The 11,619-nt window shown below is 63.6% G+C and carries 13 protein-coding genes; 3 read left to right on the top strand and 10 right to left on the bottom strand.

Annotated features, from left to right (window positions below; genetic code table 11):
• From AC1DNE_RS18085 to AC1DNE_RS18060, 6 genes are all read right to left on the bottom strand, one after another.
• Positions 1–284, bottom strand: a 284-nt coding sequence (locus AC1DNE_RS18085; RefSeq protein ID WP_476841143.1) for an ATP-binding cassette domain-containing protein, incomplete at its 3' end; no start/stop codon positions are given.
• Between the two features lie 71 nt (positions 285–355).
• Complete coding sequence (locus AC1DNE_RS18080) at positions 356–1,480, bottom strand: NAD(P)/FAD-dependent oxidoreductase (protein ID WP_441471969.1); 1,125 nt, start codon at positions 1,478–1,480, stop codon at positions 356–358.
• Between the two features lie 107 nt (positions 1,481–1,587).
• Positions 1,588–2,280 carry an ABC transporter permease gene (locus AC1DNE_RS18075; RefSeq protein ID WP_441471968.1) on the bottom strand — a complete coding sequence of 231 codons (693 nt, stop codon included), beginning with the start codon at positions 2,278–2,280 and terminating at the stop codon, positions 1,588–1,590.
• Between the two features lies 1 nt (position 2,281).
• Positions 2,282–3,001: an ABC transporter permease gene (locus AC1DNE_RS18070; RefSeq protein WP_441471967.1), complete on the bottom strand. Its 720-nt coding sequence runs from the start codon at positions 2,999–3,001 to the stop codon at positions 2,282–2,284.
• Between the two features lie 51 nt (positions 3,002–3,052).
• On the bottom strand, positions 3,053–3,823 hold the full coding sequence (locus AC1DNE_RS18065; RefSeq protein ID WP_441471966.1) for a transporter substrate-binding domain-containing protein: 771 nt from the start codon (positions 3,821–3,823) through the stop codon (positions 3,053–3,055).
• 49 nt (positions 3,824–3,872) lie between these two features.
• Positions 3,873–5,219, bottom strand: a complete 1,347-nt coding sequence (locus AC1DNE_RS18060; protein WP_441471965.1) for an NAD(P)/FAD-dependent oxidoreductase — start codon at positions 5,217–5,219, stop codon at positions 3,873–3,875.
• A gap of 111 nt (positions 5,220–5,330) precedes the next feature.
• On the opposite strand from AC1DNE_RS18060, the gene AC1DNE_RS18055 reads away from it, so the two are divergent.
• A complete protein-coding gene (locus AC1DNE_RS18055) occupies positions 5,331–6,083 on the top strand; it encodes a GntR family transcriptional regulator (protein ID WP_441471964.1) in 753 nt (250 codons plus the stop codon).
• Positions 6,084–6,343: 260 nt separating this feature from the next.
• Here the strand turns inward: AC1DNE_RS18055 and AC1DNE_RS18050 are convergent, their stop codons facing one another.
• From AC1DNE_RS18050 to AC1DNE_RS18035, 4 genes are all read right to left on the bottom strand, one after another.
• Positions 6,344–7,126 carry an ABC transporter ATP-binding protein gene (locus AC1DNE_RS18050; RefSeq protein WP_441471963.1) on the bottom strand — a complete coding sequence of 261 codons (783 nt, stop codon included), beginning with the start codon at positions 7,124–7,126 and terminating at the stop codon, positions 6,344–6,346.
• A gap of 74 nt (positions 7,127–7,200) precedes the next feature.
• Entirely contained in the window at positions 7,201–8,196 is a 996-nt protein-coding gene (locus tag AC1DNE_RS18045) for an ABC transporter substrate-binding protein (protein WP_441471962.1), read from the bottom strand.
• Positions 8,197–8,245: 49 nt separating this feature from the next.
• Positions 8,246–9,058 (bottom strand): ABC transporter permease, encoded by an 813-nt coding sequence (locus tag AC1DNE_RS18040; RefSeq protein WP_441471961.1) that lies wholly within the window; start codon positions 9,056–9,058, stop codon positions 8,246–8,248.
• Positions 9,055–9,903 (bottom strand): IclR family transcriptional regulator, encoded by an 849-nt coding sequence (locus AC1DNE_RS18035; RefSeq protein WP_441471960.1) that lies wholly within the window; start codon positions 9,901–9,903, stop codon positions 9,055–9,057. The genes AC1DNE_RS18040 and AC1DNE_RS18035 overlap by 4 nt, the downstream gene beginning before the upstream one ends.
• Positions 9,904–10,019: 116 nt before the next feature.
• Here AC1DNE_RS18035 and AC1DNE_RS18030 point away from each other — a divergent pair, with 116 nt between their 5' ends.
• Both AC1DNE_RS18030 and AC1DNE_RS18025 read left to right on the top strand, forming a co-directional pair.
• Complete coding sequence (locus AC1DNE_RS18030; RefSeq protein ID WP_441471959.1) at positions 10,020–10,718, top strand: hypothetical protein; 699 nt, start codon at positions 10,020–10,022, stop codon at positions 10,716–10,718.
• A complete protein-coding gene (locus tag AC1DNE_RS18025) occupies positions 10,718–11,491 on the top strand; it encodes an SDR family NAD(P)-dependent oxidoreductase (RefSeq protein WP_441471958.1) in 774 nt (257 codons plus the stop codon). Before AC1DNE_RS18030 ends, AC1DNE_RS18025 begins: the two co-directional genes overlap by 1 nt.
• The last annotated feature ends 128 nt before the right edge of the window (positions 11,492–11,619 follow it).

The following is an 11,619-nucleotide window of genomic DNA, read 5'->3' as shown; positions in this document are numbered from 1 at the left end:
ATCTTCTTGAGATCGTTGGTGAGCTCCGTGCCATCGACGATGATCTGGCCCTTCTGGTGCTCCTCGAGCCGGTTGATGCAGCGGATCATCGTCGACTTGCCCGAACCGGACGGGCCGCAGATGACCAGCTTCTCGCCGCGCTGAACCTTGAGGTTGATGTCCCGCAACACGTGGAACTCGCCGTACCACTTGTTCACGCCGATCATCTCGACCGCCGTGGCCGTGTTCAACGAGGTCTGCTTCAGCGCCGCAGGCCGGGAGCCGGCAGGCTCGATCACACTCATCGTCCAAGTCTCCTAAGTTCGCTGAAATCCGACAGCCAATCGCTTACGATCGGCTCGCAAACGGTGCCGGCCTATCCGAAACGGTTTGGTCGAAATTTCGCGAGAAGCGGACTCTGTTCACTGGTAACGATCTCAGCTGCCAGCAACTCACCAGCGATCAATCCGAGTGTGGCCCCGCTATGGCTGAAGGCGACATGATAGCCGGCGACCTCGTCCAGTTGGCCGAACACTGGCTCTCCGCCCTCGGGGATCGGCTTGGGGCCCAATCCGTATGAATCCAACACGAGCTTGGGGTTGCCCTCCAAAACCGCGGAAGCTTCTCGCAGCAGGCCCTGAATGGTCGAATCCTTGGCCTCGTAGCTGCCATCAGGATGGATTACGACTTCCCGCTCTGACCAACCCGAGTCCACAACTAGCGCTCCGTCAGGCGTGGGACGGACGGCCGCGCGGGGCGTGTTCAAAACCGCACGCAAGGAGACTTCGACCGGCTTGGTCCGCACGAGCAGACCGATAGGCGTAGCATCCGGGATGCACGCTCCGACCTCGGCAACGATCTTCGGCACAGCAGGCCCCGTCGCGAGCAGCACCGCATCGGCATCGAAAGAATGGCCTTGAGCGGTATTCACGCCCTTCACGCGCGAGCCGGACACGGCAACCGATGCTTTCCCTGCGTTCTGGACGAGCTGCCCGCCAAGCCCCTGAAATTCGATCAGCAACACATCGATCAAAGACGGCAGATCGACCCAGCCCTCATCCGGATTAAAGATCGCGCCTTGCGGCGGCACAGCCTGCGCGCGAACGCCTGGGGTCGCACTCGCAATCTGGTCCGCCGAAAGTAGCCGTGCAGGATAGCCAATGCTCTGCTCGTGCGCGAATACGCTGGCTATTCCATTGGTCTCGCTATCTGCATCCCAGGTCAAACCGCCGTCGAACCGCAGCCACGGCGCGCCGGGATGCTGTTTCAAGAGAGTGCGATACCGTTCCAGCCCGAGCATGCGCAGTTCGTGATATTCAGTCGACCGCAAGCGAGCCGAGTTCAGCCAAGACAGGGAACGTCCTGAAGCGCCGCTCGCCGACCCGGCTTCGGTGACGAGCGTCACACGCGCGCCGAGGCGAGCGAGATGGAGTGCGGCTGAGCTACCGAAAATGCCGGCGCCGATGACGACAACCTTGGGCTGTGACGACCCGATTTCCATGCGCTGTGACCTCTTGGTGAGTGATGGCTGCCGACAGCAGACGCTGTTCCCGAGCAGCACAGATCGTTGGATGCGTTTGAGCGCTTGAAGCGGGGACGAGGTAGCTTCTACCCCGCGCCATAGCTGTACCGGCGTTCAAGCCACGTCACGGCGCGTGCCGAAATCCATGTCAGGATGACGAAAACGAAAGTTACGGCCAGAAGCGGCTCGTAAACCTTGAATGTCTGCATTCTGATGTAGTTGGCCATCCCGAGCAGATCCATCACCGTGATAGTCGACGCCAGGACTGTCGATTTCAGCAGGATGATGTTCTGGCCGCCCAACGCCGGTAGACTGATGCGAAAGGCGCGGGGCAGAACGATCAGCAGCCAAGTCATCCAACTACGAAGGCCCAGCGAGCGCGCCGCCTCGATCTCGCCCTTGGGCACGCCGGCGATGCCGCCCCGCAGAATCTCGCCGCCATAGGCAGCAAAGCTGATCGTCAAAGCCGCCCAGGCATACCAGTACCCCTCTCGAAGGACGGGCCAGAACGCGCTGTAGCGGATCGACGGCATCTGCGCGAAGAGGTTTCCGAAGCCGTAGTAGAGGATATAAACCTGTATCAGTAGCGGCGTGCCCCTGATCACGGTCAGGAATGATCTTGCCGGTGCGCTCAGCAAGATAGACGGCGACATCCGCATCGTTGCCACGAGGGTCGCACCTGCGAGCCCCGCAAGTAGCGAGAACAGCCACAGGCTGAGCGTGATCCAGAACCCATCGACGAGTTGCGGCACCATCTCGACGAAGAACGCGAGTTCCATTTCAGGCGAAGCCCCGGTTCAGGCGCCGCTCAAGCCGCGCGATGAAGAGGTTGGAGATCAGCGAGATCGCAAGGAACATCGCCGCGACGAGCAGGAAGAAGCTGAGATAGAACTTCGTCTGGCTGGCAGCGATCTTCCCGACATTCAATAGCTCTTCGAACCCGACAACACTGACCAACGCCGAGTCCTTCAGCGCCGATTGCCAGAGGTTTCCTAGCCCCGGCAATGCGATGCGCAACATGAGCGGAAGGGTGACCAAGCGGAAACGCGTCAGTGGTGGTAGAGCCAGCGCCCGACCGGCCTCGTGAATCCCCCGCGGGACAGAGACCATGGCGCCCCGGAACACCTCCGTCATGTACGCGCCCTTTATGAAGCCGAGCGCAAACACAACGGTGGCGAAGCCGCTGAGCGTAATGCGCCCCTTGAGGCCGATCAGCCCCATAGCCGCGTCGAACAGTGCCGTTCCAGTATAATAGAGCAGGATGATCAGGAGCAGCGCGGGAATGGCCCGCACGAGCGTTGTATAGAGCTCTGCCACCTTTTCGGCGAGCGGGCTGCCTGAGAGCTTGGCCCAGCACCCGACAAGGCCGAGCGCCATTCCGAGAACATAGGAAGCGATGGAGATCTCGATCGTCGTCAGGGCGCCTCGAAGGAGCTGCCCGCCCCACCCGGTTGGCCCGAAGCCAATCAGTGTCATGAATGTTGAAAGGTCGAACTGCATACCAACCGCCATCTTGCGGGCGAGCCGGCCAGACCGGCTCGCCGCTTCGGATCACTCGCCGTAAGGGTCGTGCTCGAAATACTTCTTGGCGATCGCCTGGTACTCCCCGCTCTTGCGGATCGCTGCCAGCGCGACGTTCATGCGGTCGCGCAAGACGGTGTCGCCCTTGCGCACGCCGGCGCCTGCGCCGCGCCCCAGGATCGGATCGACAGGCGTGATGCCCTTGATCTCGTATGGCTGGCCAGGAACGTTCTTCATGAAGATCGTCAACTGCAGGATATCGCCCATGACGACATCGTTGCGGCCAGCCACGAGGTCTGCGGTGGCGTCGTCCAGTGTATCGTACAGTTTGATCTTGGCCGTATTGCCGTAATACGATTCCAGGTAGCGCTGAAAATTCGTCGCCTTCGTCACCGCGACGATCTTGTCCTTGAGGCCCGCGGCGCTGACCTCTACCTTCAGCGCCTTGGGGGCGATGAAAGCTGCCGGTCCGCGACGATAGCGATCAGTGAAGTCGACTACCTTCTCGCGCTCTGCCGTCATCGACATGCCGGACCAGATGATGTCGATCTTGTTGGCCTGGAGAGCTGGGATGATTCCATCCCAGGCGACGGGAACGATCTCGCATGTAGCCTTCATCTCACGGCATAGGGCGTTCATGATGTCGATATCGAAGCCGTACCATTCGCCTGCCGGACTCTTGTTGGTCCACGGCGGAAATGGCGCGGAATTATAACCCCAGCGCAAGGTATCCTGAGCGAAGGCCATCGGCGCTGTTGCCAGCAGCACGATGGCCGCGAACAATCTCGTCAGTGCTTTCACCACGTCTTTTCCCCTCTTACTGTGACGGTGGTCCTTCTGCCGGCGTTCGCTATTGCAGCGGAAGCCGTCGCAGATCTTGCTTGAGCAAGGGCTTCGAACCCTTCCGCAATCGATTGAATGAGAAGGGCGTCGGGTCGACGACGGGAGCATCTCCCATCACGATCTCGGCGGTCAGCCGTCCCGCCCCCGGTCCGATGCCGAAGCCATGCCCGGAATAGCCAGTGCTGAGGAAGAAGCCCGGCAGCTCATCGACAGCCGAGATCACAGGCACGGCGTCAGGGGTAGCGTCGATTAACCCGCCCCAGGATTCGACGATCTTTGCGTTGTCGAAAACGGGGAACGCCGCGCGGAGGTTGCGCAATGCGGCATCCATGTCCGATTGGATGACCTGCGGATCCAAAATCCGGGTTCGCTCGAACGGGGAAATGCCGTCTGTCGACCAGCCGCGTGCATCACGAGCCTCTTCAAGGAAGCGTTTGCCCAAGCGGAGCCGGATCGACTTACGTTCGATCATAAGACGCGGCAGAAAATCGAACAGATAACGGAAGCTGTCCGGAACTATCTGCGCCTCGTTCGAAAGTCCGTAGGCGATGTTGTAGCCGCCGTCGAGGCGCTTGCGCAGGCCGAAGCCACGGCCCCGCACCGAGACCTCCGGCCCGCCGTCAAGTGGAGCGGTCCGCATGACATTGCCCTGCACGTTGAGCTGCGGCAGCCGGATGCCAAGGCTGCGGCACATGAGGCGCGACCAGACGCCTCCTGCGAGGACGACAGACTGACAAGCGATTTCGCCCTTTTCCGTAACTACGCTTGAAACCGCACCGGCCGCAGTCTCAATGCCGCGAACCGCGCAGCCAGTCAGGATGTAGGCGCCCGCGTCGCGTGCACTTTCGGCGATCGCGGGAGCTGCTAGGGCAGGTTCGGCCCGCCCGTCACTCGGCGCGAAATGAGCCCCGATCCAGGGTTTGCCCGTGCCCGGCACCAGCCCACGGATCTCTTCGGGCCCGATCATCCTCGCGTCGGATTGGTAGAGTCTGGCCTCGTCATCAGCCCGTTGCGCGTCCGCGATCTCCGCCTCTGTCGCGCAGAGCGAGAGAATGCCGCACTGGCGGAAGCCGGTCTCGCGCCCGGTCATTTCGTTCATTCGCCGCCAGAGCCGGAGGCTTTCCATCGCCAGAGGAAGCTCCCGCGGGTCGCGGCTCAGGGTCCGGCACCAGCCCCAGTTCCGGCTCGACTGCTCGGCGCCGATCTCCCCCTTCTCGCAGAGCGCGACTGAAATTCCTTTGCGAGCCAAGAAGAAGGCAGTGCTCACGCCGGCGATACCGCCGCCGATGACGACAACATCGACCTTCTGCGGGAGCTGCGGGCTGGAAATGACTTTCTGAACGGGAGGCGACATCGGATCCAGCTTCTGAGTCACTAGGCTACTAGTGGCCCAGTTGCGCATGGTGTCGTTTTTATGTCAACAAGGCGGCCAGCAACCAAAAGCAGGCGACCACGGAGGAAATGCATGACGGTGTTGAAGCGGCTTGCCTCGCGACATCCGCTCGCGTCCGGAGAATCGGCGGCCGCCCAGCTCCTACGCGTCATCAGGGACGCCGTTGTGCGCCTAGATATCGCGCCGGGAGAACGGCTTTCGGAGCAGGACATTGCCGATGCTTTCGGCCTGAGCCGGCACCCCGTCCGCAATGCGCTGCTGCAACTACGGGACACAGGGCTGATCCGGTCTTTACCGCAGAAAGCCACACAGGTGCAGAAGATCTCGATCCCTGCAGTCGAGGCCGCCTGCTTCGTCAGAGAAGCCCTTGAATGTGCTGCTGCTCGACGCGCCAGCATGCAGGCGACGGCTGCCGTTCTCAAGGAATTGCGCTATTGCGTGGCACTTCAGAAGACTGCGGCGGAGAGCAACGAGATCCAGCGTTTCATGCGACTGGACGACGAGTTCCACCGGCTCGTCATCACCGCCGCCGGCTTCGAACTGGCGTGGAAGATCGTCGACGATCACAGGATCCAAATCGACCGCATCCGATATTTGAAGCTGCGAAGGGCCGAAGCTAGAGATCCGAGCTACGCGAACCTCTACAACGTCAATATCGGTGAGCATGAGGCAATCCTCGATGCCGTGGCGTCCGGTGACGCCGACAGAGCCGAAGCCTTGACGCGTCGCCACACAACCAAGCTCCTGGACGCCCTGCCTATCCTCCTTGAGCAGCATGCCGAGATGTTCGAGCCTATTGATCTTGATAAAGAGGCTGAAGGCTGATTTACCTTCCAGTTATGAGTGGTAAGATTAGTATTTACGCCTCGTTATGTGATTTTTATTTTGATAAATTGCTTCGGATCGATCGTGCGCCTGAGATTTAAAGCTTTGTCTATCCGTCGTTGAAAATTCCGCGAGACCAAATCTGGCCTTATGTGTTGTGGAGGTCGGCGGAGCAGTGGAATTAACATCTAACGGAAGCGATACGCCAAGCTCGGTCGATCAGTTCGGCGCCCGCCGGGGTGTGCCGGTCGCGCGCCGCCTCAGTACTTGATTACCCCGAAGCGTCGGAATGCATCGTGAATCCGGTCGGCGTAGTGGTTGAAGCTCGGATAGTCGCCGAGATGGGCCGGGCGGGGGCGCGGCAGTTCGATCGCGATCTCGTCGACGATCCTGCCGGGCGTCGGCGACATCACCAGCACACGATCGGAGAGCCCGATCGCCTCCTCGATCGAGTGGGTGATGAACACCACCGTCTTGGCCTGCTCCATCCAGAGCAGTTCGAGGTCGTGGCGGATCTGGGTGCGGGTGATGGCGTCGAGCGCGCCGAAGGGCTCGTCCATCATCAGCACGGCGGGATTGTGGATCAGCGCGCGGGCGATCGAGACGCGCTGGCGCATGCCGCCGGAGAGCTGCTTCGGGTAGCGGTCGACCGCATGCGAGATGCCGAGCTTGGCGAATAGGTCGAGCGCCCGCTCGCGCGCCGGCTCCAGCGGCAGGCCGCGGATCTCCGCCTGCAGCAGCACGTTCTCCATCGCCGTGCGGAATTCGAGCAGGAGGTGATCCTGGAAGACGATACCGATATCGGTGAGCGGCGAGGTCAGCGCCTTGCCATTGACCAGAAGCTCGCCCCGGCTCACCGGGATCAGCCCGGCCGCCATCAGCATGAACGTGCTCTTGCCGCAGCCGGACGGGCCGATCAGGCTGACGAACTCGCCGCTGCGGATGTTGAGCGTCAGTCCGTCGACGGCGGTGAAGCTGCCGAAGGTCTTGATGATGCCGCGCCCTTCGATCGAGGCGGCGGCGTGGGCGGCTGCGGCGTTCATGCTCGTATCTCGATCAATCCAAGGTCGTCCCGGATCTCCGTTTCGCTTCGTCCGGGATGACGAGGGTTGGGTTGTCAGGGGCAGGACGGGGCCGAGGCGGGCAGCAGTTCCGTCGTGTAATAATCGGTGATCAGCTTGTCCTTGGGCAGGCCGAGATACTGGGTCAGCAGTTCGAAGCTCTTGGTCCAGTTTGCGTCGGGCACCTTGCCGAGCGCGGTCGCGCCCGGCGCGCAGAGCAGCTTGTTGACCACGTCGAACTGGGCGAGCACCTGCGCCTTCTTCACCGAGGGAAATTGCGCGACGACCGCGTCGGCGGCGGCATCCGGGTTCTTGCGGGCGGCGTCCCAGCCCTGCAGGCTCGCGTCGACGAACTTCTTGTAGAGTTCGGCATCGGCCTTGATCTTGTCGTCGCGGGCGATGATCGAGAGCCCCACTGTCGGCACGCCGACGTCGCGATAGAAGATGTCGCGCACCTTGAAGCCGCGCTCGCGGATCTGGACGGAGTGGAAATCGGCACCGCCCAGGATGGCGTCGACCTTCTTCTCCAGCAGCGCCCCGACGAAGGCGCCGGGATCGATGTTGATGATGTCGAGCTTGCTCTTGTCGATCTGGTTGCTGGCGAGGATGGCGTCGAGCAGGGTGGTCTGCGCCGTGCCGGGCTGCACAGCGACCTTCTTGCCGACGAGGTCCTTCGGCGAGGCGATGCCGCTCTCCTCCAGCGCGATGATGGCGAAGCCGTTGGTCTGCAGCACCGGCGCGATGATCTTCACCGGCGCGCCCTTGGTGCGCAATTGCATGGCGGCGGGTGCGTCGGCGAAGCCGATATCGGTCTGGCCGGTCGCGACCATCTGGGCCGTGGTGCCGGAGCCCTTGCCTTCTTCGATGGTCAGGTCGATGCCGGCCTTCTGGTAGAGGCCCATCTGCTTGGCCATCATGAAGCCGGCATTGGGAGCGGCGGCGAGGAAGTTGAGCGTGATCTTCATCGGCTTGCCGGCGCCTTGTGCTAGGGCGCCGGAAGCGCTGAGCGCGATGGCCGCGACGGCGCCGATCAGCATGCGTCTGTTCATCATGGTGTCCTCCCTTGAGCCGGTTCGTCCGGCTTATTGGTGTGGTCTGGATTCAGCCCTTGCGTTGCCAGGGCATCAGCAGGATTTCGAGGCCGTCGACGATGTAGCTGAACAGGATGCCGACGACGCTCAGCGCCACCAGGCAGGCGAAGATCAGCGGCATGTCGAGAAAGCTCGTGCCGCGTAGCAGGAGATAGCCGAGCCCCGCATTGGCGCCGACGAACTCGCCGACGATGGCGCCGGTCGCGGCGAAGACGGCCGATACCTTCAGCCCCGAGAAGATATAGGTCAGTGCTGCCGGCACGCGGACATAGCGGAAGGTCTGCCAGGCGGAAGCGCCCATCGAACGGGTGAGATAGAGCACGCGCTCGTCCAGCGCGCGGAAGCCGGTCATGCTCGCCACCAAAGTCGGGAAGAAGCAGAGCAGGAAGGTCAGCAGCACCTTCGGGAACAGGCCGAAACCGAACCAGACGACGAAGAGCGGCGCGATCGCGATCTTCGGCACGAGCTGGAAGAAGACGATAACCGGATAGATCGCCTTCTCCAGGATCCGCACCGAGACGATGACATAGCCGAGCGGGATCGAGATCACAGCCGCCATCAGGAATCCTAGGACGATCTCGTTGCCCGTCACCAGCGTGTGCCGGAAGATCTCGCCCCGGTCGGTCCAGAGCCGCTCGAAGAAGGCGCTCGGCACCGGCAGGATGTATTCCGGAATGCGCGCGAGCGGCACCAGCCACTCCCAGGCGGCGAGCAGCACGGCGAAGCTCATCAGCGGCCAGGCGATGGCGGAGCCCCACTCCGGGAGCCTGCTGCGCCCGCTATCTGCTGCGGCGGGGGAGGCGTTGGCGGCACTATCGCTCATGCCGGTGTTCCTGCGGGATGGTTCTGGTTGGCCGAGACGAGCGGATGGGCGTGGGACTGCGGGATCTGGCGTCGGCGCAGCGGCCAGATATCGGCCATCTCCGCCGCCGCGCGCCCGAGTGCCTCGGTGATGGCGAGGCGTCGATCCTCGGGCATGCGCGGCAAGGGGCCGGCGACGCTAAGCGTCCCGGCCACCGGTGCGGCGGGATCTGGCCCGGCGCGAAAGGTCGTCGCCATCGCGACGATGCCGATTTCGCCTTCCTCGACTGCAATCGCAAAACCGCGCCGCCGCGTCTCGTCGAGATGGGCGCGCAGCGCATCGACATCCTTGAGCGCGTTCGGCCCGGTGCGGTCGTCGCCGTCGAAGCCGCGCGCGAAGACGATACGCAGCGCCTCCGTTTCCGGCAGCGAGGCGAGCCACGCCTTGCCGGTGGCGGTCGCATGCAACACGGGCCCGGAACCCATCGGCGGCTCGTAGCGCAACCCTGCCGTCGCGCCTTGCGAGCGGGCGATCCAGATCAGATCGCCGCCCTCGACCACGGCGAGCCGGCAATATTCCCGCGTCGCCGCCGCCAGCCGGTCCAGCACGATCTGGCCGGCATCGGGTAGGCCGCGGCTGTCGAGATCGCGAAAGGCGAGCTGGGCCAGCTTCAGCGTCAGCCCATAGGCGCCGGAATGTGCGTCCTGCCGGACGAAGCCGCGCTCGGCCAGCGTGGCGAGCAGGCGATGCGTCGCACTGAAGGGCAGGTCGAGCCGTTCGGCAAGCAGGCTGAGATCGACGCCATCCGGCGCGCCGGCCAGCGCCTCCATCAGCTTCAACGCCCGCTCCACGGCCGCAATCGTCACCTGCGTTTCATCCCTCGGATTATTTTTGGAAATTATTTCCAATTCAGAATTGCTTTCCGTATAAGAGCGCGACGAGGCCAAGTCAACGCGCCTCGCGGCGGAATATGGGAGGGCGCATGAGTCTGGCGGGTGAGGGGGCGGTCGCGATCTGGCACGACATCGCGCCGGAGGGGCGCGCCGAGTTCTATGCCTGGCACGGTCAGGAGCACATGCCCGAGCGTGTGGGCATTCCCGGTTTCCTGCGCGGGCGCCGCTATGTCGCGATTGAGGCCGATCTGGAGTTCTTCAACCTTTACGAGGCGCTCACCGTCGAGACGCTGAAGAGCCAGGACTACACGGCCCGCGTCAATGCGCCGACGCCCTGGACGCTGAGTGCCGTCAAGCACTTCCGCTCGGTCGCCCGCTCGATCTGCCGTGTCGCCCATAGTGCCGGCCCGGCCCAGGGCGGGTTGATCGCGACGCTGCGCTACGACGTGCCCGAGGGAGGCGAGCAGGCTCACCGCGATGCGCTGCTGCGGCGGTTCATCCCGGATCTGCTGGACAAGCCGGGCGTGGCCGGCGTGCATCTGCTCGTCGCCGATGCCGAGGCGAGCGGCGTCGCCACCGCCGAACAGAAGGCGCGTGGTGTCGCCAATGCCGTGCCGCGCTGGGTGCTGCTGCTCGAAGGCTGGGGCGACGAGGCCGATTTCGTCACGCTGGCGAAGCAGGAGCTCTCACCCGCTTCCCTCGGCTCCATCGGCGGCGAAGGGTCCTATTCGCTTGGCCTCTATCGTCACCAGATCACCCGGACCAAGACCGCCTGGAGCGCCGGCTGATGGATGCGCGCTACGACCTTGCCGGCCGCGCGGCCATCGTCACCGGCGGCGCCGGCGGGCTGGGACGCGGCATCGCGCAAGCGCTGAGCGATGCCGGCGCGACGGTGGAATTATGGGATGCCGACCCCAACAAGCTGGAGGCGGCTGCCGCCGAACTGGGCGTCGCCGCCCGGCAGGTCGACATCACCGATGCTGCCGCCGTCGATGCGGCGGCCTCGGCCGCCTTCGCCGCGCGTGGGCGCATCGACATCCTGATCAACAATGCCGGCATTCTCGGCGAGGTGAAGCCGATCTGGGAGACCGATCCCCGCAATTTCGAGGCGGTGCTGCGGGTCAACCTGTTCGGCACCTATCTCGTCAGCCGCGCGCTGCTCGGCCGCATGCGGATGCAGGCTCCGCGTAGCGGTGTCGGCGGCCATGCGCTGCGCGGCCATGTCGTCAACATCGCCTCGATCCAGGGCAAGGAAGGCATGGCGCTGGCCGCCGCCTACTCGGCCAGCAAGGCCGGCGTGATCGCGCTGACCAAGAGCGCTGCCAAGGAAACAGCGCGAGACGGCATCGTCGTCACCGCCATCACTCCTGCCGCCGCCGAGACCGCAATGGCGAAGGAGATTTCCGCCGAGCGCCGCGCCGACATTCTGTCGCGCATCCCCATGGGCCGCTTCGTCGAGATCGAGGAGGTGGCGCGGATGGTGCTGTGGCTGGCCTCGGACGAGTGTTCGTTCTCGACCGGCGGCGTCTTCGACCTGTCGGGCGGCCGGGCGACCTATTGATCGGCAGATTCGGTCGCATCAAGGGGAGGAAGCAAATCCTCAAGGCTGCGTCGTGCCAGGAGCGGAAGTTGGCACCTTACCCGAGACCGGACATTCACCCACGGGTGGGCAGCATCGGCTGGTGACTC

The organism is Allobosea sp. 05L423 (genome assembly GCF_056397745.1).
The sequence above is the reverse complement of the archived record's forward strand: the minus strand, read 5'-3'. Positions and strand labels throughout refer to the sequence as shown.

What these genes read in the sequence shown, in the direction of transcription:
- AC1DNE_RS18025 (WP_441471958.1), top strand. Translation starts at nt 10,718, where the DNA reads ATGGATGCGCGCTACGACCTTGCCGGCCGCGCGGCCATCGTCACCGGC.
- AC1DNE_RS18030 (WP_441471959.1), top strand. Translation starts at nt 10,020, where the DNA reads ATGAGTCTGGCGGGTGAGGGGGCGGTCGCGATCTGGCACGACATCGCG.
- AC1DNE_RS18070 (WP_441471967.1), bottom strand. Translation starts at nt 3,001, where the DNA reads ATGCAGTTCGACCTTTCAACATTCATGACACTGATTGGCTTCGGGCCA.
- AC1DNE_RS18080 (WP_441471969.1), bottom strand. Translation starts at nt 1,480, where the DNA reads ATGGAAATCGGGTCGTCACAGCCCAAGGTTGTCGTCATCGGCGCCGGC.
- AC1DNE_RS18045 (WP_441471962.1), bottom strand. Translation starts at nt 8,196, where the DNA reads ATGATGAACAGACGCATGCTGATCGGCGCCGTCGCGGCCATCGCGCTC.
- AC1DNE_RS18040 (WP_441471961.1), bottom strand. Translation starts at nt 9,058, where the DNA reads ATGAGCGATAGTGCCGCCAACGCCTCCCCCGCCGCAGCAGATAGCGGG.
- AC1DNE_RS18050 (WP_441471963.1), bottom strand. Translation starts at nt 7,126, where the DNA reads ATGAACGCCGCAGCCGCCCACGCCGCCGCCTCGATCGAAGGGCGCGGC.
- AC1DNE_RS18055 (WP_441471964.1), top strand. Translation starts at nt 5,331, where the DNA reads ATGACGGTGTTGAAGCGGCTTGCCTCGCGACATCCGCTCGCGTCCGGA.
- AC1DNE_RS18060 (WP_441471965.1), bottom strand. Translation starts at nt 5,219, where the DNA reads ATGTCGCCTCCCGTTCAGAAAGTCATTTCCAGCCCGCAGCTCCCGCAG.
- AC1DNE_RS18075 (WP_441471968.1), bottom strand. Translation starts at nt 2,280, where the DNA reads ATGGAACTCGCGTTCTTCGTCGAGATGGTGCCGCAACTCGTCGATGGG.